At 59.1% G+C, this 25,720-nt stretch carries 20 protein-coding genes and 10 pseudogenes; 8 read left to right on the top strand and 22 right to left on the bottom strand.

The genetic code is table 11. From position 1 onward, the window contains the following. Positions 1-12: 12 nt before the first annotated feature. From hisG to N7E01_RS07015, 13 genes and pseudogenes are all read right to left on the bottom strand, one after another. Positions 13-680 (bottom strand): annotated as a pseudogene (gene hisG / locus N7E01_RS07075) (ATP phosphoribosyltransferase). Continuing rightward, on the bottom strand, positions 677-1,942 hold the full coding sequence (murA, locus tag N7E01_RS07070) for a UDP-N-acetylglucosamine 1-carboxyvinyltransferase (protein WP_289175162.1): 1,266 nt from the start codon (positions 1,940-1,942) through the stop codon (positions 677-679). The pseudogene hisG and the gene murA overlap by 4 nt, the downstream one beginning before the upstream one ends. Next, positions 1,935-2,183, bottom strand: a complete 249-nt coding sequence (locus N7E01_RS07065) for a BolA family protein (protein ID WP_289175161.1) — start codon at positions 2,181-2,183, stop codon at positions 1,935-1,937. Before N7E01_RS07065 ends, murA begins: the two co-directional genes overlap by 8 nt. A 5-nt stretch (positions 2,184-2,188) precedes the next feature. Then, a pseudogene (locus tag N7E01_RS07060) lies at positions 2,189-2,978 on the bottom strand (ABC transporter permease). Then, positions 2,975-3,762: pseudogene (locus N7E01_RS07055) on the bottom strand (ABC transporter ATP-binding protein). Before N7E01_RS07055 ends, N7E01_RS07060 begins: the two co-directional pseudogenes overlap by 4 nt. A gap of 47 nt (positions 3,763-3,809) precedes the next feature. Next, positions 3,810-4,465: pseudogene (locus tag N7E01_RS07050) on the bottom strand (MlaC/ttg2D family ABC transporter substrate-binding protein). 44 nt (positions 4,466-4,509) lie between these two features. Next, complete coding sequence (locus N7E01_RS07045; protein WP_289175160.1) at positions 4,510-5,355, bottom strand: MlaA family lipoprotein; 846 nt, start codon at positions 5,353-5,355, stop codon at positions 4,510-4,512. Between the two features lie 108 nt (positions 5,356-5,463). Then, entirely contained in the window at positions 5,464-5,955 is a 492-nt protein-coding gene (gene mlaD / locus N7E01_RS07040) for an outer membrane lipid asymmetry maintenance protein MlaD (protein ID WP_289175158.1), read from the bottom strand. Between the two features lie 10 nt (positions 5,956-5,965). After that, entirely contained in the window at positions 5,966-6,751 is a 786-nt protein-coding gene (gene mlaE / locus N7E01_RS07035) for a lipid asymmetry maintenance ABC transporter permease subunit MlaE (protein WP_289175156.1), read from the bottom strand. Beyond that, positions 6,748-7,581: an ABC transporter ATP-binding protein gene (locus tag N7E01_RS07030; RefSeq protein WP_289175153.1), complete on the bottom strand. Its 834-nt coding sequence runs from the start codon at positions 7,579-7,581 to the stop codon at positions 6,748-6,750. Before N7E01_RS07030 ends, mlaE begins: the two co-directional genes overlap by 4 nt. 175 nt (positions 7,582-7,756) lie before the next feature. Then, positions 7,757-9,217 (bottom strand): annotated as a pseudogene (locus N7E01_RS07025) (glutamate synthase subunit beta). A 10-nt stretch (positions 9,218-9,227) separates the two neighbouring features. Continuing rightward, positions 9,228-13,955: pseudogene (locus N7E01_RS07020) on the bottom strand (glutamate synthase-related protein). A 352-nt stretch (positions 13,956-14,307) separates the two neighbouring features. Then, positions 14,308-15,066, bottom strand: a complete 759-nt coding sequence (locus tag N7E01_RS07015) for a hypothetical protein (RefSeq protein ID WP_289175151.1) — start codon at positions 15,064-15,066, stop codon at positions 14,308-14,310. A 196-nt stretch (positions 15,067-15,262) separates the two neighbouring features. Between N7E01_RS07015 and N7E01_RS07010 the strand changes: the two genes are divergently transcribed. Together N7E01_RS07010 and fghA are read left to right on the top strand one after the other, a co-directional pair. Continuing rightward, positions 15,263-16,369 carry an S-(hydroxymethyl)glutathione dehydrogenase/class III alcohol dehydrogenase gene (locus tag N7E01_RS07010; RefSeq protein WP_289175150.1) on the top strand — a complete coding sequence of 369 codons (1,107 nt, stop codon included), beginning with the start codon at positions 15,263-15,265 and terminating at the stop codon, positions 16,367-16,369. 38 nt (positions 16,370-16,407) lie between these two features. Further along, complete coding sequence (gene fghA / locus N7E01_RS07005) at positions 16,408-17,253, top strand: S-formylglutathione hydrolase (protein WP_289175149.1); 846 nt, start codon at positions 16,408-16,410, stop codon at positions 17,251-17,253. 291 nt (positions 17,254-17,544) lie between these two features. Here fghA and N7E01_RS07000 read toward each other — a convergent pair whose 3' ends face one another. Further along, a complete protein-coding gene (locus tag N7E01_RS07000) occupies positions 17,545-17,937 on the bottom strand; it encodes a type II toxin-antitoxin system RelE/ParE family toxin (protein ID WP_289175756.1) in 393 nt (130 codons plus the stop codon). Continuing rightward, the gene (locus tag N7E01_RS06995; RefSeq protein ID WP_289175147.1) at positions 17,937-18,212 is read right to left on the bottom strand and encodes a type II toxin-antitoxin system prevent-host-death family antitoxin; all 276 of its coding nucleotides are present in this window, start codon (positions 18,210-18,212) and stop codon (positions 17,937-17,939) included. The genes N7E01_RS07000 and N7E01_RS06995 overlap by 1 nt, the downstream gene beginning before the upstream one ends. A gap of 199 nt (positions 18,213-18,411) precedes the next feature. Between N7E01_RS06995 and N7E01_RS19355 the strand changes: the two genes are divergently transcribed. From N7E01_RS19355 to N7E01_RS19330, 6 genes and pseudogenes are all read left to right on the top strand, one after another. Further along, positions 18,412-18,678: a hydantoinase/oxoprolinase N-terminal domain-containing protein gene (locus N7E01_RS19355; protein WP_434089567.1), complete on the top strand. Its 267-nt coding sequence runs from the start codon at positions 18,412-18,414 to the stop codon at positions 18,676-18,678. After that, positions 18,563-19,363 (top strand): annotated as a pseudogene (locus tag N7E01_RS19350) (hydantoinase/oxoprolinase N-terminal domain-containing protein); the annotation flags it as partial. The gene N7E01_RS19355 and the pseudogene N7E01_RS19350, both read left to right, overlap by 116 nt. A 43-nt stretch (positions 19,364-19,406) precedes the next feature. After that, positions 19,407-20,260 (top strand): annotated as a pseudogene (locus N7E01_RS19345) (hydantoinase/oxoprolinase family protein). A 56-nt stretch (positions 20,261-20,316) separates the two neighbouring features. Further along, positions 20,317-21,189: a hydantoinase B/oxoprolinase family protein gene (locus N7E01_RS19340; protein WP_434089566.1), complete on the top strand. Its 873-nt coding sequence runs from the start codon at positions 20,317-20,319 to the stop codon at positions 21,187-21,189. After that, on the top strand, positions 21,087-21,752 hold the full coding sequence (locus tag N7E01_RS19335; RefSeq protein ID WP_434089565.1) for a hydantoinase B/oxoprolinase family protein: 666 nt from the start codon (positions 21,087-21,089) through the stop codon (positions 21,750-21,752). Before N7E01_RS19340 ends, N7E01_RS19335 begins: the two co-directional genes overlap by 103 nt. A 16-nt stretch (positions 21,753-21,768) precedes the next feature. Next, positions 21,769-22,215: pseudogene (locus N7E01_RS19330) on the top strand (hydantoinase B/oxoprolinase family protein); the annotation flags it as partial. Here N7E01_RS19330 and N7E01_RS06985 read toward each other — a convergent pair. The 7 genes and pseudogenes from N7E01_RS06985 to N7E01_RS06960 form a co-directional block, all read right to left on the bottom strand. Then, on the bottom strand, positions 22,129-22,401 hold the full coding sequence (locus N7E01_RS06985) for a Txe/YoeB family addiction module toxin (protein ID WP_289175146.1): 273 nt from the start codon (positions 22,399-22,401) through the stop codon (positions 22,129-22,131). The pseudogene N7E01_RS19330 and the gene N7E01_RS06985 sit on opposite strands and share 87 nt — an antisense overlap. Continuing rightward, positions 22,391-22,648 carry a type II toxin-antitoxin system Phd/YefM family antitoxin gene (locus N7E01_RS06980; RefSeq protein ID WP_289175142.1) on the bottom strand — a complete coding sequence of 86 codons (258 nt, stop codon included), beginning with the start codon at positions 22,646-22,648 and terminating at the stop codon, positions 22,391-22,393. The genes N7E01_RS06985 and N7E01_RS06980 overlap by 11 nt, the downstream gene beginning before the upstream one ends. Before the next feature lie 101 nt (positions 22,649-22,749). Further along, positions 22,750-23,199, bottom strand: a complete 450-nt coding sequence (locus N7E01_RS06975) for an MFS transporter (protein WP_289175139.1) — start codon at positions 23,197-23,199, stop codon at positions 22,750-22,752. A gap of 37 nt (positions 23,200-23,236) precedes the next feature. Beyond that, positions 23,237-23,923, bottom strand: a complete 687-nt coding sequence (locus N7E01_RS06970; RefSeq protein WP_289175137.1) for an MFS transporter — start codon at positions 23,921-23,923, stop codon at positions 23,237-23,239. Positions 23,924-23,961: 38 nt separating this feature from the next. Further along, positions 23,962-24,993, bottom strand: coding sequence for a HipA domain-containing protein (locus N7E01_RS06965; protein WP_350495008.1), 1,032 nt, complete (start codon positions 24,991-24,993; stop codon positions 23,962-23,964). A gap of 15 nt (positions 24,994-25,008) precedes the next feature. Continuing rightward, positions 25,009-25,194, bottom strand: a pseudogene (locus N7E01_RS18635) (HipA N-terminal domain-containing protein); the annotation flags it as partial. Positions 25,195-25,264: 70 nt separating this feature from the next. After that, positions 25,265-25,531, bottom strand: coding sequence for a helix-turn-helix domain-containing protein (locus N7E01_RS06960; RefSeq protein WP_289175134.1), 267 nt, complete (start codon positions 25,529-25,531; stop codon positions 25,265-25,267). Between the last annotated feature and the right edge of the window lie 189 nt (positions 25,532-25,720).

Raw genomic sequence — 25,720 nt, 5'->3', positions numbered from 1 at the left:
CAAAAGCGTGGTTTATTTGTCGGCCGAGGCGTGCGCGAAGGCGTCAATGAGCGGTTGCAACTGGGAGGACCGGGTCTTGAGCGAGGCCTGGTTGACGATGAGGCGCGAGGAAATATCGACGATTTCTTCGACCGCGACCAGATTGTTGGCCTTCAGGGTACCGCCGGTGGACACCAGATCGACGATGGCGTCAGCCAGGCCAACCAGCGGCGCCAGTTCCATGGAGCCGTACAGTTTGATCAGGTCAACGTAAACCCCTTGCGCCCGAAGTGTTCGCGGGCGGCCTGGACGTATTTGGTGGCCACGCGCAGGCGTGAGCCTTGGGCCACGGCAGCCTCGTAGTCAAAGCCCTGGCGCACGGCTACGCACAGGCGGCACTTGGCGATATTCAGGTCAATGGGCTGGTACAGCCCGCCGGGGTGCTGGGCGGCATGTTCGAACAGGACGTCTTTGCCGGCGATGCCGAAGTCGGCAGCGCCGTACTGCACATAGGTCGGCACATCGGACGCTCGTACGATGATCAGGCGCAGGCCCGGGTCGCTGGTGGGCAGGATCAGCTTGCGTGATGACTCGGGGTTTTCAGAGACCTGAACGCCTGCCGCTTCGAGCAGGGGCAGGGTTTCTTCGAAAATACGGCCTTTGGACAAGGCCAGCGTCAGAGGGGCGGCAGCCGTGCTCATGCGGGATCCTGTTTGATGCGTTGGATGTCGGCGCCGATCTGGCGCAGTTTCACTTCCATGTGTTCGTAACCACGGTCAAGGTGGTAGATGCGTTCGATGGTGGTCTGCCCGCTGGCGGCCAGGCCGGCAATGACCAAGCTGGCCGACGCACGCAGGTCAGTGGCCATGACTGTGGCGCCGGACAGTTCGGGGATGCCCTTGACCACGGCGGTGTGGCCGTCGATATCAATGTTGGCCCCCATGCGGCGTAGTTCCTGCACGTGCATGAAGCGGTTTTCAAAGATGTTTTCGGCGATGACTGCGGTGCCATCGGCGATGGTATTCAGGGCCATCAGCTGGGCCTGCATGTCGGTTGGGAAGGCCGGGTATTCGTAGGTGCGAAAGCCAACCGCCTTGGGGCGCTGGTTCATGTGGCCACGAATCCAGTCGGGCCCGCACTCGATGCTGACACCGGCTTCCTGGAGTTTGTCGAGTACTGCGCCCATGGTGTCGGGGGCGGCATGGCGCAGGGTGATGTCGCCGCCGGCGGCGCCGACGGCGCACAGGAACGTGCCGGCCTCGATACGGTCGGCCACGATGCGGTGCTTGGCGCCATGCAGACGCTCAACGCCGTCAATAATGATGCGGTCGGTGCCGTGGCCCTGGATGCGTGCCCCCATTTTGATGAGCAGTTCGGCCAGGTCGGTGATTTCGGGCTCGCGCGCCGCGTTTTCCAGAATGGTGCGGCCTTCGGCCAGAACAGCCGCCATGAGCAGGTTCTCGGTGCCGGTGACCGTGACCATGTCGGTACGAATGGTGGCGCCTTTCAGGCGCTTGGCGCGGGCAATGACAAAGCCGTGCTCGATACGGATTTCGGCACCCATGGCGGTCAGGCCTTTGATGTGCTGATCGACCGGGCGTTGGCCGATGGCGCAACCGCCGGGCAGGCTGACGCGCGCTTCACCGAAACGGGCCAGCAGCGGGCCCAGCACCAGGATGGATGCGCGCATGGTCTTGACCAGCTCGTATGGGGCTTCGAGGCTGGTGACTTCGGCGGCGTTCAGGGTCAGTTCGGCCGGGTTGCCCCATTGGCTTTGCACGCCCATTTGCGCCAGCAGCTTCAGGGTGGTGCTGATGTCTTTGAGCGACGGCACATTGGACAGGTGCAGTGTGTCGGCGGTGAGCAGGCTGGCGCACAGGATGGGCAAGGCGGCATTCTTGGCGCCCGAGATGACAACTTCGCCGTGCAGGCGGTTGCCGCCGGTAATGATCAGTTTATCCATTCGGGTTGGCGTTGTATTCGGCGGGAGTCAGGGTGCGCATCGACAGCGCGTGGATTTCGGCCTTCATGCGGTCTCCCAGGGCTTTGTAAACCAGCTGGTGGCGCGCGATCAGGCGCTTGCCCTCGAATTCGGGGCTGACAATAATGGCTTCAAAGTGTGAGCCGTCGCCTTCGACTTCAATGTGTTCGCAGTTCAGATTGTCGAGAATGTATTGGCGTACTTCGTGTGGGGTAGGCAGCATGATGATTAGTTCCGCAGTTTGTAGCCGCTGGCCAGCAGGCGCAAGGTGTACCAGGCCAGTACAACAAAAACGCCGGCCACAACGGCCAGGCTGGTCCAGGGCGAGACGTCAGATACCGAGAAAAACCCGTACCGGAAGCCGTCGATTGTGTAGAAAATGGGATTGTAGTGCGAGACGGTTTGCCAGAACGGGGGCAGGCTGTGGATGGAATAGAACACGCCCGACAAAAAGGTGGCCGGCAGGATCAGGAAGTTCTGGAAGGCCGCCAGCTGGTCGAATTTTTCAGACCAGAGCCCGGCAATGATGCCCAGTGCGCCCATGATGCCGCATGAAAAAATGGCGAAGACCAGTACCCAGCCCGGGTTGACAGGCATTAACGGGATGAAGAACATGGCCACCAGCCAGACGCACACCCCAACGGCCAGCCCGCGGAAAATGGCGGCGATCAGGTAGGCCGCGAAGAACTCGCGATGCGAAATGGGGGAGCAGCACAAACACCAGGTTGCCGGTGATACGGCTTTGGATCAGTGACGATGACGGGTTGGCAAAGGCATTTTGCAGCATGCTCATCATCATCAGGCCGGGGATCAGGAACGAGGTATAGGGCAGTGTGCCGTAGACCTGCACCCGGCCTTCAAGGACGTGGGCAAAGACCAGCAGATACAGCAGGGCGGTCAGGACGGGTGCGGCGACGGTCTGGAAACCAACCTTCCAGAACCGCATGATTTCTTTCCAGACCAGTGTGGGAAACCCGGAGCCGAGGTCTTGGCGAGGCGTGAGAATGGGCGTTGTCATTGAGCCCCCGTAGTGTCTTCGGTGTTCATGATGCGCACAAAGGCATCTTCAAGGTCGCTGCCGCCAAAGCGTGCCAGCAGGCCCTGGGTGGTGTCCAGGGCGACGATCCGGCCGCGCTTGAGCATGGCAATGCGGCCGCACAGTGCCTCGGCTTCTTCAAGGTAGTGGGTGGTCAGCAAAATGGTGTGACCTTCTTTGTTCAGGCGTGAGATGAATTCCCACAAGGTGCGACGCAGGTCGACGTCGACGCCGGCGGTAGGTTCATCAAGAATGATGACGGGGGACGATGGACCAGCGCCTGCGCCACCAGCACCCGGCGTTTCATGCCGCCCGACAGGGCACGCATGTTGTTGTTGGCTTTGTCGGACAGCCCCAGGTTATGCAGGATTTCGTCAATCCAGTCGTCGTTCTTGTGCAGCCCGAAATAACCGGATTGCAGGCGCAGGGTTTCGCGTACGGTAAAGAACGGGTCGTATACCAGTTCTTGCGGTACCACACCCAGCGAGCGGCGGGCCTCTTTGTAATCGGTGATGACGTCGTGGCCGCATACTTTGGCGGTGCCCGAAGTGGCGTGGGCCAGACCGGACAGGACGGAAATCAGGGTGGTCTTGCCCGCCCCGTTCGGCCCGAGCAAGCCGAAGAATTCGCCGGGTTCAACCGACAGGCTGACATCGTTCAGGGCCTGGAAACCCTGGCGCTTGTTGCCACCACCCAGCAGGTCGCGCAGACCGCGACGGCGGGGTGGATAGATTTTTGAGACGTGATCGAGAGAAAGAGCGGACATGAGACACAAAAGTGATGGGGCCCGCAGGCCCCGAGGCATAACGCTGGTTAGCGTTGGTTCCGGTCATTCAGGGCCTTGATGAGCCCGTCAATGCCGGTTTGCGCGATCTGTTGGGCAAACTGGTTGCGATAATTCTGGATCAGCCAGATGCCTTCAACGTTAAGGTCGTAGATGCGCCAGCCTTCTGCGGTTTTTTCAAGACGGTAGTCTACGCCAATCGAGGGGCCGTTGCTGCGTGACATGCTGGTGCGCACGACAACGTCATCGGCCTGAACGTCGCCACGAAACGGCAAAGGGGTGATGGACGAGACGCTGTCAGCCTGGCGCAGGGCACCGCTGTAGGTGCGAATCAGGGTGCCTTTGAATGCTTCGACCAGGTCAGCCTTCTGTTGTGCGGTGGCCTGGCGCCAGTAACGCCCTGCGGCCAGTTGGGTGGTTTTTTCGAAGTTGACATAGGGCAGGACGTACTGGTTGACCAGTTCGTTGAGCCGTACGATATTGCCGTTCTTGGCTTCGGGCTCTTTTTGAGCGCTTGAAGCGCATTGTCAGCGACGACCTGCACAAAATCGTTGGGTGGCGCTTTGGTGTTGACGGGCTGCTGCGCGCTTGCTGCCGCGACGTTCAGCCCCAGGCCTGCACCCAGCAGTGCAGTAGCGGCCAGGGTGCGGAACTGTTTGTGTGCAAACGCAAAAAACTTGAACATGGATACTTCCTTGGAATGCTTGCGGGTGGCCGGTAAGCCGTTGTTTATTGACCGGCCGGTTTTGCCGGCGCGGCAGGTGCATCGTCGTCGATGCTGTAATCGGGCACGCTGAGGGCTTTGTCGTTGATGGGCAGACCGTCACGGGTGGTGTCAGCGGCATCGACGTAACGGCCTTCAACCAGGGCCTGGCGACGCTGGATGTAAGCGTCACGGATGAAGCTGTAGCGATCAAGGGCAATTTCGTCGACCATGCGATCGGCGGGCAGCAGACGGGCGCGCAAATCAACCACGGCCAGTGCCAGGATGCTGTTGCGCAAGGGGATGTTGTCGATTTCGAAAATGGGCGCATAAGGCGGCGAGATGTCGATGGCGAACCAGGCGGCCGTGCTGATGCCGTCGCGTACCGAACTGGAACCCAGGAACGGCAGGATCAGGTAAGGGCCGGAGTCAAAGCCCCAGACGCCCAGCGTGACGCCAAAGTCGTTGATGATGCGTTGCGAACCGTTCATGGAGGCCACATCGATACAGCCGCCAAGGCCCATGGTGGTATTGAACAGGACGCGACCAAACATGTTGATGCCGTCGTGGGCACGACCTTGCAGGAAGCTGTTGAACGATGACCAGACGTCTTGCAGGTTGTTGAAAATGCCGCTGACGCAGGTGCGTGCCGGCTTGGGTACGACGGTTTCGTAGCCTGTGGCAATAGGTTTGAGCAGCGCACGGTCTACGGTATCGTTAAACGCGAACATGCTGCGGTTGTAGCTTTCCCAAGGGTCTTGCGGCACCGGGTTGGTGACGTTGGCGCAACCCGCAATGACGGCGCTGAGGGCCAGCACAGGAACAACTTTGCCCAGGCGATGGCTGGTAAATTTTTTGAAGATGTTTTTCATGTCGGGTGCTTTCGTGTTGTGTGACGCCACGTGCTTTCAGGCCGACAGGGCTTGGGCAACAGTGGCGTTCCTGCGTTCGGGATGATGGCTTTGCTGTAGGGGTTCTGGTCAGGGCGATGCCGGGGCGCCGGCGTCTTCGCCGCCTTTATCACTGGCTGAACTATACAAAAATTTGCTGATTAATTCTTCGAGGACAACAGCGCTTTGCGTGTACTGGATGGTGCTGCCGCTGGCCAGCATTTTGTCGTCACCGCCCGGAGTCAGGCCGATGTATTGTTCGCCCAGCAGGCCGGAAGTCAGAATCGAGGCGGAGCTGTCGGCCGGAAACTGGAATTGCGACTCGAGATCAAGGGTGACCACGGCCTGGTAGCGTTCGTTGTCGAAGGACAATGCGGCGACACGACCCACCACGACCCCGCTGCTTTTGACCGGCGCGCGCACCTTGAGACCGCCCAGGTTGTCGAAGTGGGCCTGAACCTTGTAGGTCGGGGCAAACGAGAACGAGCTGAGGTTGCCGGCGCGCAGGGCCAGAAATGCCAGGGCAATGATGCCCAGCAACACAAAGAGACCTACCCAGAAGTCGGTTTTGTCACGCGTCATGATGTTTCCGTTAAGTGCTGAACATGAGGGCGGTAAGCAGGAAGTCGAGCCCAAGAACCACGAGGGCGCCGCTGACCACTGTGCGAGTGGTGGCGCGGGCGACGCCCTCGGGGGTGGCTTTGGCCGTCCAGCCCTCGTACAAGGCGATCAGGGTGACCGCGATGCCAAAAATAATGCTTTTTATAACGCCGTTGGCGACATCTTTGAAGACATCAACCCCGTCTTGCATTTGTGACCAGAAGGCGCCCGGGTCAATGCCGATAAGCAGTACGCCGACCACCCAGCCGCCGATGATGCCGACCATGGAAAAAACGGCGGCAAGAACCGGCATGGCGATGACGCCGCCCCAGAAGCGGGGGACCAGAACGCGCCGGACAGGGTCGACTGCCATGACTTCCATGGCGGCCAGCTGTTCGCCCGCTTTCATGAGGCCGATTTCGGCAGTAAGCGAGGTGCCCGCCCGACCGGCAAACAGCAAGGCGGTGACCACCGGCCCAAGTTCGCGGGTGAGTGACAGGGCAACCAGCAGCCCGAGGGCTTCTTCGGAGCCGTAGCGGTTCAGGGTGTAGTAGCCCTGCAGGCCCAGCACGAAACCGACAAACAGCCCGGAAACGGCAATAATCAGCAGCGAGTAGTTGCCGATGAAGTGAACTTGTTGTGAAACCAGGCCAAAGCGTTTCAGGGCGCTGCCGCTGCGGGCCAGAATGGCCACGAGCAGCCGGGTAATGGCCCCCAGACTGAGAATGGAATTACGGACGTGCCGGCCGATGCTGCGGATGAACGCGAATGGGTTCATGAGCGTTTCCCCTGTTGGTCGAGCCAGTGCTGGAAGGCGGGGGTTTCGGGGTAGTGAAACGCAATCGGGCCGTCAGGCTGGCCTTTCAGGAACTGCACAATGTAAGGGTCGGTGGATTCGGACATTTGTGCGGGCGAGCCGCTGGCCAGCAGCTTGCCCTGGCCCACGATGTAGACCTGGTCGGCAATGGCGAACGAGTCGGGGACATCGTGGGTAATCAGAATGGAGGCGCAGTTGAGGCGGTCGGTAAGGTCGCGGATGAGACGCGCCGTGATGCCCAGCGAGATGGGGTCAAGCCCGGCAAAGGGCTCATCGTACAGAATGAGTTCGGGTTCGAGCACAATGGCGCGCGCCAGGGCGACGCGCCGGGCCATGCCCCCGGAAATTTCGGAGATACGCAGGTGTGCGGCGGCGCGCAGGCCAACGGCATTGAGCTTGTCGAGTACTTTTTCAATGACCTCGGCTTCGGGCGGGCGCTGATGCTCGCGTAGCGGGAAGGCTACGTTCTCGAAGACGTTCAGGTCGGTGAACAGGGCGCCTTGCTGGAACAGCACACCCATGCGTTGGCGCAGCTGTTGCAGCTGCGGGCGTGCCAGGCCGGCCAGGTCTTGCCCGAACGCATGAATGGTGCCTTTTTGTGCAAAGATCTGGCCGGTTGCCGCACGCAGTAGCGTGGTTTTGCCGGAACCGGAACCGCCCATCATGGCAACGACCTGACCCCGACATACACGGATGTCGATGTCTTTCAGGACGGTGAAGTCGCCATAGCCAAGGGCAACACCGTCGAATCGCAAGAGTTCGCCAGCGTCTGGCGCAACGTTGGAAGCCATAGACCGATTAAAAAAGGTTAACTGCCAATTGTAGCTGATGAAGTGACATCGGCTACGCCGAAGGACGTAGCCGATGTTTCGTTGACCCGGTAACCCGGATGGGGATCCGGGTTTGTTCGGGGTCTGGTCGGGGCCCCGTTATGCCGGGGTTTCCGGTTGGAGCCGCCGGCTTGTGTCAACGCGGCAGTGTCGTGGCCCCCATCAGGAACTCGTCGACGGCGCGTGCGCACTGGCGGCCTTCGCGGATGGCCCAGACGACCAGTGACTGGCCCCTGCGCATGTCGCCGGCGGCAAAGACTTTGTTGACGCTGGTGGCGTAGGTTTCGGTGTCGGCGCGCGCGTTGCCACGGTTGTCGATATCGATGCCAAAGGCTTTGAGCATGTTTTGCTGCGGCGCTACAAACCCCATGGCCAGCAATACCAGATCGGCGGGTAGTTCGAATTGTGAGCCTTCGACTTCACGCATTTTCATCTGGCCGGTGGCTTTGTCTTTGAACCATTCGACGCGCACGGCAACCAGCTTTTCAACCTTGCCGCCTTTGCCTTCAAACGTTTTGGTGGACACGGCCCAGTCGCGTTCGCAGCCTTCTTCCTGTGACGACGAGGTGCGCAGCTTGAGCGGCCAATAGGCCAGACAACGGCCTTGTCTTCGGCTTCGGGCGGGCGTGGCATTAGTTCGAACTGAGTAATCGAGGCAGCGCCCTGGCGGTTACTGGTGCCCACGCAGTCGGAGCCGGTGTCGCCGCCGCCGATGACGATGACGTGTTTGCCTTTGGCCGAAATGGGCTTGGCAATGCGGTCGCCGGCATTGGTTTTGTTTTGCTGCGCCAGAAACTCCATGGCGAAGTGAACGCCTTTGAGGTCGCGCCCGGGTACGGGCAGGTCGCGCGGGGTCTCTGATCCACCGGACAAGACGATGGCATCGAACTCTTCATGCAGTGACGCAGGGGTACGCACGGTAAGGCCGTCTTCGGCATCGGCCTCGTTGCCGACGTAGGTGGAGGTCAGGAACTCGACGCCTTCGGCTTCAAGTTGGGCCAGGCGGCGGTCGATGGTGGTCTTTTCAAGCTTGAAGTCGGGGATGCCATAGCGCAGCAGCCCGCCGACACGGTTGTTCTTTTCGAAGACGGTGACCGAGTGACCAGCGCGGGCCAGTTGCTGGGCACAGGCCAGCCCGGCCGGGCCGGAGCCGATGACGGCCACTTTTTTGCCTGTTTTTCGGGTGGGGGCTTGGGGGTGACCCAGCCTTCGTGCCAGCCCTTGTCGATAATGGCGTGTTCGATGGACTTGATGCCCACCGGGTCGTTGTTGATGTTCAGGGTGCAGGCGGCCTCGCAGGGGCGGGGCAGATGCGGCCGGTGAACTCGGGGAAGTTGTTGGTGGAGTGCAGGACCTCGAGTGCCTTTTCCCAGTTCTGGCGGTAAACCAGATCATTCCAGTCGGGGATGATGTTGTTGACCGGGCAGCCGTTGTTGCAGAACGGGATGCCGCAGTCCATACAGCGTGCGCCCTGCTGTTTGGCTTGTGCGTCGGTGAGGGTGACGACGAATTCCTTCCAGTGCTTCAGGCGCTCGGCCGGAGCTTCGTACGATTCGTTGACGCGTTCAAACTCAAGAAAACCAGTAGTTTTGCCCATTGTCTTGTCCTCAGGCAGCAATTTGTTCGGGGTTCGCGGCTTGCCACAGTTCTTTCAGGGCACGGCGATACTCTTTTGGCATGACCTTCACGAAGTTGCCGCGCGCCCGTGACCAGTCGCTGATCAGATCGCGTGACAGGAAGCTGCCGGTGTAGCGGTAGTGACTTTCAATGAGGCGGCGCAAAATGGTGTCATCGGTTTCACGTTCGCCGCCACGGGTCTGGCTGTGCCAGATTTCGATGTGGCCGGCCTCGGCCTGTTCGGCATGCGGCACGACCGGCTCGAGGTCAACCATGGCCAGATTGCAGCGCTTGGCGAACGAGCGGTCGGGGTCGTATACGTAGGCCACGCCACCCGACATGCCTGCACCGAAATTGCGGCCGGTTTCGCCCAGTACGACGACGGTGCCGCCGGTCATGTATTCGCACCCGTGGTCGCCGGTGCCTTCGACAACCGCCGCCGCACCCGAGTTGCGTACGGCAAAACGTTCACCGGCCACGCCGTTGAAGTAGGCCTCACCGGCCAGCGCGCCGTACAGCACGGTGTTGCCCGCAATGATGTGTTCGGGGCCCATGCCGCGGAAGTCGTTGGGTGAACGCACGATGATGCGACCGCCTGACAAGCCTTTGCCGACGTAGTCATTGCCTTCGCCCACCAGGTCGAGGGTGATGCCGTGGGCCAGGAAAGCGCCGAAGCTTTGGCCGGCGGTGCCATTGCACTGGATGTGAATGGTGTCGTCGGGCAGGCCGTCGTGGCCGTATTTGGCAGCCACCATGCCGGACAGCATGGCGCCGACGGTACGGTTGCGGTTGCGCACCGGGGTGATGAAGGATACTTTTTCGCCTTTTTCGAGGGCGGGTTTGGCGCGCTCGATGAGCAGGTGGTCAAGTGCCTTGTCGAGGCCGTGATCTTGCGATTCGGTGTGGTACAGGGGCTGTGTTGATGCCACTTGATGGAATACCTTCGAGAAATCGAGACCTTTGGCTTTCCAGTGCTCGATGGCCGCGTTGGTGTTGAGCAGGTCGGCACGGCCAACCAGTTCGTCGAACGTGCGGATGCCCAGCTGGGCCATGATTTCGCGCACTTCTTCAGCGACGAAGAAGAAGTAATTGACGACGTGCTCGGGCTTGCCTGAGAACTTCTTGCGCAAGACCGGGTCTTGGGTGGCGACGCCGACCGGGCAGGTGTTCAGGTGGCATTTACGCATCATGATGCAACCTTCGACCACCAGCGGTGCGGTGGCGAAGCCGAATTCATCGGCACCCAGCAAGGCGCCGATGACCACGTCGCGGCCCGTTTTCATCTGGCCGTCGGCCTGAACGCGAATGCGTGAGCGCAGGTTGTTGAGCACCAGGGTTTGCTGGGTTTCGGCCAGGCCCAGTTCCCAGTGGCGAGCCGGCATGTTTGATGGATGAAATCGGCGATGCGCCGGTGCCGCCATCGTGGCCGGCGATGACGACGTGGTCGGCTTTGGCTTTCGAGACCCCGGTAGCGACCGTGCCAACACCGACTTCAGACACCAGTTTGACCGAAATGGACGCCGTGGGGTTGACGTTTTTCAGGTCGTGAATGAGCTGGGCCAGGTCTTCGATGGAGTAGATGTCGTGGTGGGGCGGTGGCGAAATGAGGCCGACACCGGGCACCGAGAAGCGCAACTTGGCAATGTATTCAGATACCTTGTGGCCGGGCAGCTGGCCGCCTTCGCCCGGCTTGGCACCCTGCGCCATTTTGATCTGGATCTGGTCGGCGCTGGTGAGGTATTCGGCAGTGACGCCGAAACGGCCTGACGCGACCTGCTTGATGCGTGAGCGCAGGGAATCGCCGGCGGCCAGGGGATGTCGGCTTCAATCAGGTCGCTGCCCAGGAAGGAAGCGAGGGTGTCGCCTTTTTTGATCGGGCCCTTCCCGGTTTTCATTTCGGCGCGGTAGCGCAGCGGGTCTTCGCCGCCTTCGCCGGTGTTGGATTTGCCGCCGATGCGGTTCATGGCGACAGCCAGTACAGCGTGGGCTTCGGTGGAAATTGAACCCAGTGACATGGCGCCGGTGGCAAAGCGTTTGACGATTTCCTTGGCGGGTTCGACGTCAGACAGCGGGATGGCCTTGGCCGGGTCGAGCTTGAATTCGAACAGGCCGCGCAGGGTCATGTGGCGACGCGACTGGTCGTTGATGAGCTGGGCGTACTCTTTGTAGGTGTTGTAGTTGTTGGTGCGTGTCGAGTGCTGCAGCTTGGCAATGGAGTCGGGGTTCCACATGTGCTCTTCGCCGCGGATACGGAACGCGTATTCGCCGCCGGCGTCGAGGTCGTTGGCCAGCACGGGGTCATCGCTGAAGGCGGCCTTGTGCAGGCGCAAGGATTCTTCAGCCACTTCAAAAATGCCGATGCCCTCGATGTTGCTGGGCGTGCCGAAGAAATATTTGTTGACCAGGGCCGAGCTGAGACCGACGGCTTCGAAAATTTGTGCGCCGCAGTACGACATGTACGTGGAAATGCCCATTTTGGACATGACCTTGTTCAGGCCTTTGCCGATGGCCTTGATGTAGTTTTTGGTGACTTTGTCGGCGTCGCCCAGTGTGGCCAGGGTTTCCAGGGCCAGGTAGGGGTGGACGGCTTCGGCACCGTAGCCGGCCAGCAGGGCGAAGTGGTGCACTTCGCGCACGGAACCGCTTTCGACGACCAGGCCGGTGTTGGTGCGCAGGCCTTCGCGAATAAGGTGTTGGTGGATGGCCGATGTGGCCAGCAGCGCTGGAATGGCAACATGTTCGGCGTTGACGTTGCGGTCGGTGATGATCAGGACGTTGTACCCGCTGCGAACGGCGTCGGCGGCCGTGGCGCACAGCGAGGCCACGCAGGCCTCAATGCCTTCGGCACCCCATTCGACCGGATAGGTGATGTCGAGCTCGAAGCTGCGGAATTTGCCGGAAGTGATGTTTTCGATGTTGCGGATCTGTTCGATGGCGGCAAAATCGAGGACCGGCTGGCTGACCTCAAGGCGCAGCGGCGGGTTGACGTTGTTGATGTCGAGCAGGTTGGGTTTGGGGCCGATGAATGACACCAGCGACATGACCAGCTGTTCGCGGATGGGGTCGATGGGCGGGTTGGTGACTTGCGCAAACAGCTGGCGGAAGTAGTTGTAGAACGGCTTGGGGCGATTCGACAGTACGGCCAGCGGGGCGTCGTTACCCATCGAGCCGGTGCCTTCTTCGCCGTTTTCAGCCATGGGCTGCAAGACGAACTTGATGTCTTCCTGTGTGTAGCCAAAGGCCTGCTGGCGGTCGAGCAGCGAGGTGCCCATGGGTTTGGTCTCGCTGAATTTGGGGGCGGGCAAGGACTCGAGCTTGACACGCAGGCGTTCGATCCATTGACGATACGGGCGCGAGTTGGCCAGGCGCGATTTGATTTCGTCATCGCCGATGATGCGGCCTTGTTCAAGATCGATCAGGAACATCTTGCCGGGTTGCAGACGCCATTTTTTGACGATGCGGTGTTCGGGGATGCTGAGCGTGCCGGATTCAGAGGCCAGAACGACCAGGTCGTCGTCGGTGACCAGATAGCGGGCGGGACGCAGGCCGTTGCGGTCGAGCAGCGCGCCGATCTGGCGGCCATCGGTGAAGGCCATGGCGGCCGGGCCGTCCCAGTGGTTCCATCATGGCGGCGTGGTACTCGTAGAAGGCGCGACGGCTTTCGTCCATGTCGGCGTGCTGTTCCCAGTGCTTCGGGAATCATCATCATCATGGCGTGGGCCAGCGAGTAGCCGGACATGACGAGCAGTTCGAGGCAGTTGTCGAAGGTGGCGGTGTCGGATTGACCTTCGTAGACGATGGGGTAGAGTTTTTTAAGGTCGTCGCCCAGAACAGCCGACTGCATGACACCTTCGCGGGCGCGCAACCAGTTGAAGTTGCCCTTGACCGTGTTGATTTCGCCATTGTGGGCGATCATGCGGTAGGGGTGGGCCAGCGGCCAGGCGGGGAACGTGTTGGTGGAAAAGCGCTGGTGTACCAGTGACAGGGCGGATACGGCACGGGTATCGGCCAGGTCGCGGTAGTAGATGCCCACCTGGTTGGCCAGCAGCAGGCCTTTGTACACCACGGTGCGCACCGAGATGGACGGTACGAAATATTCTTGCCCGTGTGCCAGCTTCATGCGGTTGATGGCGTGACTGGCGGTTTTGCGAATGACGTACAGTTTACGTTCCAGGGCGTCGGGCACCATGATGTCGGGGCCGCGACCAATGAACAGCTGGCGGATCACGGGTTCGACGGCGCGCACGGTGGGCGACATGGGCATGTCGGTGTCAACGGGTACATCGCGCCAGCCCAGGACGACCTGCCCTTCGTCGCGCACGGCGCGCTCGAGTTCTTTCTGGCAAGCCAGGCGCGAGGCGGTTTCTTTGGGCAGGAACACCATGGCGACGCCGTATTCGCCGGGCGGCGGCAAGGTGATGCCTTGTGCGGCCATTTCGTCGCGATACAGCGCGTCGGGGATCTGCAGAAGGATGCCGGCCCCGTCGCCCATCAGTTCATCGGCACCGACAGCGCCGCGATGATCAAGGTTTTCAAGGATTTTCAGGCCTTGCTGGATGATGGCATGGCTTTTTTGCCCTTGATGTGGGCGACAAAGCCGACACCACAGGCGTCGTGTTCGTTTTGGGGTTGTACAACCCTTGGGCCTTGGGCAGGCCGATGCGGCTGGCATCGATGGCCACTTCTGGGACGGCCGGTTGGGCAAAGTGATTTGACATGTAGGGGCTCCTGAGAGGGTGCGCTGCGATGGCTGGCAATGCGCCCGACCAGGACGCGCGCATGACACCGTGACGGACATTAAGTTAAACGTATCGACGGTAGTGCGCAAGCGTTTTTAATTGGGGTCTGTCCCTAATTTTTAGTGTTGTTTTGATGCTGTTAAATAAATAGGGACAGTCTTAAATTTATGAAATTAAAGTTTAAATAAAAATATTCAAGATGTTTGATTTTGGTTTAAATGGGGACGGACTATTTAAAACAGAGAAAGAAAGCAGGGCTGAAAATTGGTTTTTTTGCTTTTTGAAGGGGTCGGCAGCCCATTTATATCTTTCGGCCTCCTTGCGTGCTGTTTCATTGGCTTATTGATGCGTTGTAAGCAGCGGGCAGGGGGGCGTTAATCCGGGTTGGTGTGGCTTGTGTTTTTTGGGTGTTTACGGGGGCGGCCGCGTGGTGCGGGGGCGACGCGGCGGGTGGCGTGAGCGCCGATGGTGTGCAGGAAGTGTTCGTCGCCCAAGGCCCACTGGCCGAACAGGGCCGCTTCCAGGCGCTGGCGCTGGCTGGTGTCCAGCCCGTGGGCCAGGCGCTTGCGATAAACCGCCTGCCGGTCGAAGGGGTGTTGCCCAGCTGCCAGTAATCGGGATGCTCGTTGGCCCAGGTGTGAGGTTTGAGATTCAGCCCGGTGTGGTAGCAGGCGGATGACCACGGCCAGGATTCGGCTTGTTCCACGTACCCGTGTTGCACGGGCAGGATGTCGAGCCAGACCAGCGCCGGCAGTACCCAGTGTTCGGGCTGAAGCAGTGCGCTGCGGTAGCGGCCTTCGAAAACGCGACCCGACGACAAGCGCGAGGTGAAACGACGGCCGATGGCTTGCATCAGCCGCGCGATGCCCGTGCGGGACGACGGTGTGGCCAATAACACCATGCGGTCGTAAAGCAAGACCCAGCCATGCACATTGACGTGTTGTTCGTGTGCGCATTCGCGTAGCCAGACGGCCAGCTGGTTCAGCGGCTCGACGGGGCTTGGGTCGACGGGTTGCGCCAGTGGCTCAACGAACCGGGCCTGGATCAACTGAGGGATATCGGGGGCATACAGACGGGCGAGGCGGGCCATGAGGTTGACTAAGGTGTTTGGCGAAGCGTTTCGGGGTTTGACGTGCCGGTCTGCCAGCTTATTGCATAATAAGGGCCTGTGCAATTTGCTGGACCTTGTCGCCAAGGTGCTGGTCTGGTTGCGTCCGAGTCATCAAGGCGGTGCGTCTTCACGATGATTGAGTCGCGTGCCTTCAAGAAACCCATCAGGAGCCCATATGAAAACAAGAGCAGCCGTCGCCTGGAAAGCAGGTGCACCGTTAACCGTAGAAACCGTCGATCTGGCCGGCCCCAAAGAGGGCGAGGTTCTGGTTGAAATCAAGGCGACCGGTATTTGTCATACCGATTACTACACCTTGTCGGGTGCAGACCCTGAGGGCCTGTTTCCGGCGATTCTGGGGCATGAGGGTGCCGGTGTGGTGGTTGATGTCGGCCCGGGTGTGAAGTCGTTGAAAGCCGGTGACCATGTTATTCCGTTGTATACCCCTGAATGTCGCCAGTGCAAGTCGTGCTTGTCGCGTAAAACCAACCTGTGTACTGCCATTCGCGCGACGCAGGGCAAGGGGTTGATGCCCGATGGCACATCCCGTTTCACTATCGATGGCAAGCCGGTATACCACTATATGGGTACGTCCACGTTTGCGAACCATATCGTCGTTCCGGAAATTGCGCTGGCGAAAATCCGTGATGACGCGCCGTTCGACAAGGTGTGCTATATCGGCTGCGGCGTGACTACCGGTATCGGTGCGGTGCTGTTTACTGCCAAGGTCGAGGCGGGGGCGAATGTGGTGGTGTTTGGTCTGGGCGGTATTGGCCTGAACGTGATCCAGGGTGCCAAGATGGTGGGAGCCGACAAGATCATCGGTGTCGATCTGAACCCCGAGCGTGAAGCCATGGCCCGCAAGTTCGGTATGACGCATTTCGTTAACCCGAACGAGGTTGAAAACGTGGTTGACCACATTATCCAATTGACTGACGGCGGTGCCGATTATTCGTTCGAGTGTATTGGCAATACCAAGGTGATGCGTCAGGCACTTGAATGTTGCCACCGTGGTTGGGGCCAGTCGATCATTATTGGTGTGGCCGAAGCCGGTGCCGAAATTTCCACGCGTCCGTTCCAGCTGGTTACGGGGCGTGAGTGGAAAGGCTCGGCGTTTGGCGGCGCACGCGGCCGTACCGATGTTCCGAAGATTGTTGACTGGTATATGGACGGCAAGATCAATATTGATGACTTGATCACGCATAAATTGAGTCTTGAACAGATCAATGACGGGTTTGACTTGATGAAGCAGGGCAAGTCGATCCGCTCGGTGGTGATGTACTGATGTGTCAGCGCTGCAGCGCATTTGGAGGGTTGTTTGCCATGGCTGAACTTGAACAGGTCAGTGAACACCGCTGCTTTGGTGGTGTTCAGCGTTTTTACAGGCATGAATCCATTGCGATCGGCTTGCCGATGCGTTTTTCGGTATTCATTCCTGCGCAGGCGGAATTCGGACGTGTGCCCGTGCTGTTTTATCTGGCGGGGTTAACGTGCACGGAAGAGACGTTCATGATCAAGGGCGGCGCACAGCGTTTTGCAGCGCAGCACGGGATCATGCTGGTGACTTGCGATACCAGCCCGCGGGGCGCCGGTGTGCCGGGTGAGGACGACAGCTGGGATTTTGGTACGGGTGCCGGTTTTTACCTGGATGCTCTTCAAGAGCCTTGGGCGGGTCACTATTTCATGGAAAGCTATGTGGTAGATGAGCTTTTCGGTATTGCCACTTCGCAGTTGCCGGGTGATCCGTTACGTGCGGGAATTTTTGGTCATTCGATGGGAGGGCATGGGGCGCTGGTGCTGGCGCAGCGTCACCGTCCGCAGTTCAAGTCGGTGTCGGCGTTTGCGCCGATTGCCGCGCCGACGAAATGTCCTTGGGGGCAGAAGGCGTTTGCGGGGTATTTGGGTGAAGATGCTGAATCTTGGGCGCAGTACGATGCGTCGTTGTTGATGGAGGCGTCGTCGTGTCCGTTTCCTGACGGCATTTTGGTTGACCAGGGTTTGGCGGATGGTTTTCTGGCTGAACAGCTGTACCCCGAGGCGTTTGAGGCGGCATGTGCGAAGGCGGGTCAGCCACTGACGCTACGGCGTCACGAGGGGTATGACCATGGGTATTACTTCATTTCCACGTTTATGGAAGACCATATTGCGTTTCATGCGGCGCGTCTGTAGGGGTGGTGTGGTTTTGCTGATGTGAGTTGTGTGCCGTTTTTTTGATGCGTTGCTGGTACGCGCTGCGCTGGCGTGGCGGGGGTGGGGCTGCGGGACCGAGCCCGGCCCCTTCGGGGCTTCCCGCCTTGCGCACCGCAGCCGGGGCGGGCGCTAAACTCGCCGGCTCGACCCGGTGGGTCGAAAGCGCCGGCTCAGACACCGCGCCCTTGCCTCCCCGGCCACGGCACGCAAGGCGGCGGGCTCAAGCCCTTGTCTCCACCCCCGTCACGCCAGCGCAGGGGAAATGGATTTCTACAGGTTGGTTGGCGATGCTGCGTAGCGCAGCTGACGCTGGTGTTTTATTGCCAGCAATACGACTTCGGTTTCCGAGTGTGCGTAAAGAACGATATGTTGGCCGATGATGCATTCGCGCAGGTTGGGTAACCTGGCCTGTTCTGCGAGCTGCTGGATAGCGTTTGTTTTTAGTACAGCTTGTGCCGACCTGGCGGACAAGAAACGTGCGAGTCTACCGCTGGCCGGGGCCCACGCCAGCAGGCTGATCATTTGTTTCAGGTTTGCTTTCAGACGGGCTAGTCGGGCGTCTGCGGTGTCCGGGTCTTGACGCAGAAAGAATGGGTAGGTGGCTTCAAGATTTGCCAGAAAGTTCGGTGCAGCCTCTACCGTGGCGTTCGAGGGTAACGCCATCAAGATAAGGCGTTCATCAAGGCTTCGTTGGATAGGCGTTGCCCGGAAATGATTTCGCGCAAACCGGTTTCTGCATCGTTTAGAAGCATCATGTGTGCGTATTCGCTTTCCAGCGCGTGATAGTAATCAAGTTTTTTTGCATCGACGATGGCGACATAGGCGGCACCGTTTTTGGTCAGTAGTTTTTCAGATCCGGCGACGACTTCATCGGATAGTTCGGTAAGGCGGGCACGCGCTTCGCTGATGGGGACGATGTCTTGGCTGGTGAAGGTCATTACTTTATTCTTTAATGAATGTATTAACGTTCAGTGTATCAGCTGATGCCGTGATGCGCTATCAGGCCGCAGTTGTCTGGTTGTTCAGTGGTACGATTTTGGCTGAACGTTACTTTCCCCAGAGCCGTGTTCTTGCCTTGGTTTCATGAGGGATACGAGGCGACCCGATTTCTTTCTCTGAATATTCCCGGCCAAGGCCATGACCCTGATTCAAGACACTATTTCTGAAGATTCCCGCTGGCAGTTCTGGATTGACCGGGGCGGTACGTTTACCGATATCGTGGCTCGATGTCCGGATGGTCGGTTGCTGACAGCCAAGCTGTTGTCCGAGAACCCTGAACAGTACAACGATGCGGCGGTTGAGGGGTTCGGCGGTTTCTGGGGTTGGTCCGGGCGAACCGGTGCCGGTAGAGCGCATCGGGGCGGTGAAGATGGGTACGACGGTGGCCACCAATGCCTTGCTTGAGCGCAAGGGTGAGCGGGTGGCGCTGTTGGTCACGCGGGGGTTTCGTGATGCCTTGCGTATTGCGTACCAGAATCGTCCGCGTCTGTTTGATCGCGAAATCGTGTTGCCCGAGTTGTTGTATGAAACCGTACACGAACTTGATGAGCGGCTTGATGCGGCGGGGCAGGTGGTCGTGCCGCTGGATGACGCCCAGGTGGCGGCGCTGTTGCAGCAGGTGCAGGCGCAGGGAATTCGTTCGGTAGCCATTGTGCTGATGCATGCGTACAGGAATCCGCAGCATGAACAGCGTGTGGCTGCCATTGCGCGGGCGATGGGGTTTGCGCAGGTGTCGGTATCGCACGAGGTATCGCCCCTGATCCGGTATGTGGCCCGTGGCGATACGACGGTGGTCGATGCGTATTTGTCGCCGGTGTTGCGACGCTATGTCGATCGGGTTGCGGCGGCGTTGCCGGGTGTGCGGTTGCAGTTCATGCAGTCGAGTGGAGGCCTGACGGATGCGCATGCCTTCCAGGGCAAAGATTCGGTGTTGTCGGGCCCGGCAGGCGGTATTGTGGGGATGGCCGGGGTGGCCGATGCGGCGGGTTTTGACCGGGTCATTGGTTTTGATATGGGTGGCACGTCAACCGACGTGTCGCACTATGCCGGCGACTATGAACGGGTGTTCGACACGCTGGTGGCCGGTGTGCGGCTGCGCGCGCCCATGATGAGCATTCATACGGTTGCTGCGGGTGGGGGTCGGTTTTGCAGTTCGATGGCGCCCGGCTGCGTGTGGGGCCGGAGTCGGCGGGGGCCAATCCGGGGCCGGCGTGTTACCGGCGGGGTGGCCCTTAACCGTCACCGATGCGAATGTGATGCTGGGGCGGATCCAGCCCGGGTATTTTCCGGCGGTGTTTGGTCCAACTGCCGATCAGCCGCTGGATGTCGAGGTGGTTCGCGAAAAATTCACGGCGTTGGCGCAAACGGTATCGTCGCAAACCGGTGTCTTGACGTCGCCCGAGCAACTGGCTGAAGGTTTTTAAGTATTGCCGTAGCGAATATGGCCAATGCCATCAAACAGATTTCGGTGCAGCGCGGGTACGACATCACCCGCTATACGCTGGTAACGTTTGGCGGTGCGGGCGGGCAGCACGCCTGTCGTGTTGCCGATGCCCTGGCGATGCCGCGTGTACTGGTGCACCCGTTTGCCGGGGTCTTGTCGGCGTACGGTATGGGGTTGGCGCAGTCCAATGCCATTCGTGAGCGGTCGGTGGAAAAGGTCTGGGACGAGGCCGGAGAGGCCGAAGCCCGGCGGGTACTGGATGAATTGTCAGCGGCAGCATGCGACGAGTTGCTGGCGCAGGGTGTGAGCGCTGACGGTATCCAGGTCAACCGCAAGCTGTATTTGCGCTATGAGGGCACCGATACGGCGTTGCCGGTGTCGCTGGGTACGACAGTCGTCATGAAGCAGGCGTTCGAGCAGGCGTATGCCCTGCGGTTTTCGTTTCTGATGCCGGAGCGGCGACTGGTGATTGAGTCGGCTGTCGCCGAGCCGTGGGCGGGGGTGAAGCGGGCGCTGAGGCGGTTCCCTTGTCGGAGCCATTGACGGCAATGGCATCAGGGGCATCATCATCATCTTCTTCTTCTTCTTCTTCTGCGTCTGTGGCTGCTGCGTCTGTCGACGCCATCAGCGCGTCCCCTGTGCCTGCCGACGGTGTCCCGATGTTTGTCGAAGGGTCGACACGCACTTGCCCTTTGTATCGCAGCGATGACCTGCGTGCCGGCGATGTCATTTCTGGGCCGGCCATTATTGCCGATGCCAATGGTACGACGCTGGTTGACCCTGGCTGGCAGGCGTGTCGCAGTGCGCGCGGTGATGTGGTGCTTGAGCGGGTGCTGCCGCGCCCGGCACGCTACGCCATTGGCACGCAAGTCGATCCGGTGATGCTGGAAATTTTCAACAATCTGTTCATGTCGATTGCTGAACAGATGGGATATCGTCTTCAAAATACGGCTTATTCGGTCAACATCAAAGAACGTCTTGATTTTTCATGTGCCATTTTTGATGCCAACGGTGATCTGGTGGCCAATGCGCCGCATATTCCCGTGCACCTGGGGTCCATGAGTGCCAGCATTCGTGCGGTCATGCAGGCCAATGAAGGTCAGCTGCGGCCGGGTGATGTTTATGTGTTGAACAACCCGTATGCGGGTGGGACGCACTTGCCGGATGTGACGGTGGTGACTCCGGTGTTTGACGCGGCGGGGCGCGATATTCTGTTCTATGTGGGTTCGCGTGGGCATCACGCCGACATTGGCGGGCTGACGCCGGGGTCGATGCCGGCCCATTCGTCCCATATCGACGAAGAAGGGGTGTTGATCACGAATTTTCGTCTGGTTGATGGGGGCGGCTGCGTGAGGCCGAGCTGCGCGCGTTGCTGGCCAGTGGCCCTTACCCGGCCCGTAATATTGACCAGAATCTGGCCGACTTGCGGGCGCAGATTGCCGCCAACGAGAAGGGGCGTGAAGAACTGTTGAAGATGGTGGACAGTTTTGGCCTGGAGGTGGTGCATGCCTATATGCGTCATGTGCAAGACAATGCCGAGGCGTCGGTACGCCGGGCGATTGCGGGGCTGAAAGACGGGGCTTACACCTTGCCGTTGGACAATGGCGCGCAGATTTGCGTGAAGTTGACGGTAAATCGGGCCACGAATAGCGCAGTGATTGATTTTACGGGGACGTCGGCGCAGTTGCCGAACAATTTCAATGCGCCCAGGGCAGTGACCACGGCAGCGGTGTTGTATGTGTTCCGCACCATGATTCGGGACGATATTCCGATCAATGCCGGGGGCTTGCGGCCACTGACGCTGGTAGTACCGGAAAACTGCATGCTGAACCCGTCTTACCCGGCGGCGGTCGTGGCGGGTAACGTCGAAACGTCGATGTGCGTCACCAATGCCTTGTACGGGGCGATGGGGGTGATGGCCAGCAGTCAGCCCACCATGAACAATTTGACGTTCGGCAACGAGCGGTACCAGTACTACGAAACCATTTCAGGGGCTCGGGGGCGGGTGGCGTTTTTGATGAGCAGGGTCACTTGACGGGGGTTTCGATGGCACGTCAGTGGTGCAAACGCATATGACCAATTCCCGCATGACGGACCCCGAGGTGCTCGAGTGTCGTTTCCCGGTGCGGCTGGAACGCTACGAGATCCGCTCGGGCTCGGGTGGCGCCGGGCGTTGGCATGGCGGTGACGGGGGCGTACGAGAACTGCGCTTTCTCGAGCCGATGAAGTTGTCTTTGCTGGCGAATGGCTGGCGGTATCCGGCGTTTGGCGCACAGGGCGGCCAGCCGGGGGCCCCGGGCGAGTGTCAGGTGATTCGGGGTGATGGTACCGTGGTGTCGCTGGCCCACGCCGACAGCGCCGAACTGAAGGCAGGCGACCGCGTCATCATCAAAACCCCGGGGGCGGGGGATTCAGTAGTGATACCGGCATGCAATGATGACAAGCCCCTGTTCGTCGACGCAGTAAACCAGACGGTGTGTGTCATCTATTCTTCGTGACCAGAAACCCGACAAATTTTCTTTGAGGGGTTCAGGCTTGCCTAAACCCTCAAAGGGATGGCGCATGCAGTCTTTGATCAGGGTATTGATGCGTTTAAGTGTTTTCTTGTCTTGCCCTTGCCAGTATTCGTAATCTTGCCAGGCAGCAATCGTCCAGAGCAGTTTTGGCTCGGGTCTAGTCGGCATCGTCAAGCGCCTGTGTGATGACGTTACCTTCACGGTATTGCGCGATGGATTGTGCCAGATGTGCCGCGTTGGCTGGTGAGTTCAGCAGATGGACAGTTTCCATAAGGCTATTGAACGTGTCCAGTGACATCACGACCGCATCAGGGGCATCGCGACGTGCAATGACCGTGTAATCGGCATCGTTGATGACTTGATCAATCACGAGCTTCAGACTGTTTCTTGCCTCGGAGAAGTTGACGACACGCATAGTGCTCATCCTTTGACTTGTACAATTTAATGAACAAGTTTAGGTGTTGCGGATAAGAATTACAAGGGGGTGTTGTGGAAAAGTCCACGGTGGCTTGTACCTTAACGTGCCCTTTGTTGACAGTGCACCATCCTGACCAGGGCAGCGATGGCGATCAGCACGGAGGCCCCTGCCAACAGGTTGAGGTTTTGCCAGCCGAAGCGCTTTAGGGCAGAGGCGGCGCCCAGGCAGGCGATGGTCACCAGTAAAAACATGAACTGGTCGTTCAGGCCCTGCACTTTGCCGCGTTCGGCGGGACGGTGGGTGGTGGACAGCAGGACGGCACTGCCGACAAACAGAAAATTCCACCCGATCCCTACGCATAGCCGGGACAGGACGTAAACCGGGACTGACGCTGCGAACGCGCCAATAAGGGCGGCGATCAGCATTAGCCCTGCACCGGTCAGCAAGATGCGGTTCAGGCCATGGCGAGAAATCAGATGGCCGGTGACGAAGGCCGGGCCGAACATGGCCAGCACCTGGGTCTGGGTGACGATGGTGATCTCGGTCATGTCAAACCCTGGGCCTGCATGGCCAGCGGGGTGACGGTCATGAAAAGCACCATGAAGGGGAAGCAGATGCCGCTGCAGAGCATGGCGGGGAAAAACCCGGGTGCCTGGCAATGTCGGCCAAGGGGCGCGATGCCTCGGTGTTCAGGTCACCAGGCTCCGCCATATTCAGGCGGTTGACCAACATGGCTGCAACCAATGACAGTGCCAGAATGACAAGAAAGGGCCCGCCGTAGGGCACTGAGGGCACCCAGTCCAGCGCCAGTCGGGCATTGAGCGGGCCGATAATGGCGGCGATGACCCCGCCGGCCATGACATACGATACCGCCCGGCTGCGAAACGCCGGTTCCGTGGCGTCGGTAGCGGCAAACCGGTAGTACATGGCGAAGCTTTGGTACAAGCCGATGAAGAATGTGCCCAGACAAAACAGCGCAAACGACCCGGCTGCGATGCCTGTGAAGCACACCAGCCCACCCGTAGCGCCGTTCAAGGTGCCGATGACAAAACCCCGCCGACGGCCAATGCGTTTCATCAGCAAAGATGCGGGCAGGGTGGTCAGTAACGTCGATAGCATCATCATGGCAGCAGGCATCGTAGCCAGCCCTGGCGAGGGCGCCAGTTGCTGACCGATGATGCTGCTGATGGCCATGGTGGTGATGGTGGCAACGGTGAACAGACTTTGCCCGCCCGCCAGCAGAAGTACGTTCAGTTTCTGTAATCGGTTCATACGCATGCCCGGGATAGTACCCGGGATGAAGTCATTTTTCAGGAAACCTGCCGCACGATTTCTTTGATGATCGTGTAGATGACTGTTCTCAGACAACGCAATTCGCCTGAGAGGGTGGCCGTCAATTCAGGACGTCTGCGCAAGATCAACGTGTTTTCATTTTCAATGTCGTGATAAAGCATGGTTGCCTCCTGAACAATCCGTGAGCTGAGACTGGTTAGCAGGCGGTGTGCAGTATTTTTGCTCAGATGTAAAGCCTGACCCGCATCCAGCAATAAGGTTTTGTTGAGGTCTGAGAAATGCTGTACCCCTAAGATAGGCCAGGCGAGTCGGGTTTGCAGCGGCCAGCCCTGCTGGTCGTATGCTCTGGTTTCATAAGTGGCGATACTGAGCAGGTCATAGTGCGGGGCTAGCTGGATCCCTTCATGGGACACCAGAAAGCTAAGGTTTTTAAGGTGGGCATCAGTATTGCCGACCATCACATTGAAGAGCAGCCATGAAAAGAGTCGTGTTCTTGCGACGGCTGGGCTTCGACAAGCGTTAGCCAGTTCAGCCAAACGTTGCACGCTACTCTCAGCATATTTGAAGCTTCTATCCAGACCCAGCAATTGGCAAGCATCAATGACGTGCCGACGTTGCCAGCCTGTTTCACTGTTGAACCTGTCGAATCGATCAATGATGTAGACGGGGGAAGGCACGTAGCGGCGATGAACCTCAGGAACCTCAAGGCTCAGTTGTTTGGCCAGTCGCATGATGAACCATTCGTTGATGACAGAATGTGGATAGTCTTCATCGGGATGGTCTGGTTTTAAGATGTGTGTCGAGGGTGTTGACCCTGCAGGCTCGTACAGCGCTTCATGTTCGAAGACGACCGCCAACTTGTGTTGCGCACCGGCCAGCGACATCCGCTTGATGGCATCGTGCGTCAGCGGCGCTCGTGGAAGCTTGCGGATGCGAGCTTCCAGAATATCGTCAAGTAACGGGCGTAATGGCTCGGTGAGTTGGGGCTTGGCATCAGGCGGCAATAAGGTGATTGATCCGGCGGATTCTGCCCCGTACCAGCCCAGCAAGCCAAAGGCATCGGCAGAATGCAGTTGTGCGTCGTTCGCCAGTAATGTCCGTTGCCCTTCTTCTGGCAACAGGTTATCGAAATACCACTGAACCGGTCGTTGAGTGGCACCGTCGAGAATCGATTCCGCTGTTAAGGGTAAATGTGGGCTGAGTGCAAATTTCAGGGGTTGTTCAACCAGCTTTCGGCGTATTGAAAGCACCAGAGCCCGCCGGTTTCCTGCAGTATTCCAACCTCGGCCTGATTAATCATCGCCCGCAAAGATCGTGCGCTCATGGATGGTTTTTCTGGACTTTGGTTTCAAGAAACCGTAATGAAACGTCATCGGGTATGTCGACTTCGACCCTGATGCCCAGTCCTTGAAGGACCTGAAAAAGTTTGCCCCATTGCACTGAGTCGTTACCCCGTTCAATTTTGCCCAGGAAATTTTCGCTGACGCCGATGCTGCCAGCAGCATCGTCCTGGCGGATGTTTTGTGCTTTGCGGCTGGCGCGCACAATTTTGCCGAGGTCTTTAGCGGAATTTATAGCTATTTTCATGAATAATCCTCACGTTAGTAAGGATTATTCATGAAAATGCTATCAGAAGCAAAAATCCTCACGCTAATGAGGATTTTTGCTTCTGCCATGAATTCTTCTTCAGAATCCTTGTGATTGTAAGGATTTCGGATTGTGTAAGCGCAGACGCGTCGCTTCATTACGGGTAGGCTGGCTGACCAGTCCACCCGT

This window comes from Neopusillimonas aromaticivorans (assembly GCF_030344915.1).
Taxonomy (GTDB): domain Bacteria; phylum Pseudomonadota; class Gammaproteobacteria; order Burkholderiales; family Burkholderiaceae_B; genus Neopusillimonas; species Neopusillimonas aromaticivorans.
Note: the sequence above shows the minus strand (reverse complement) of the source record. Positions and strands in the feature narration are given on the sequence as shown.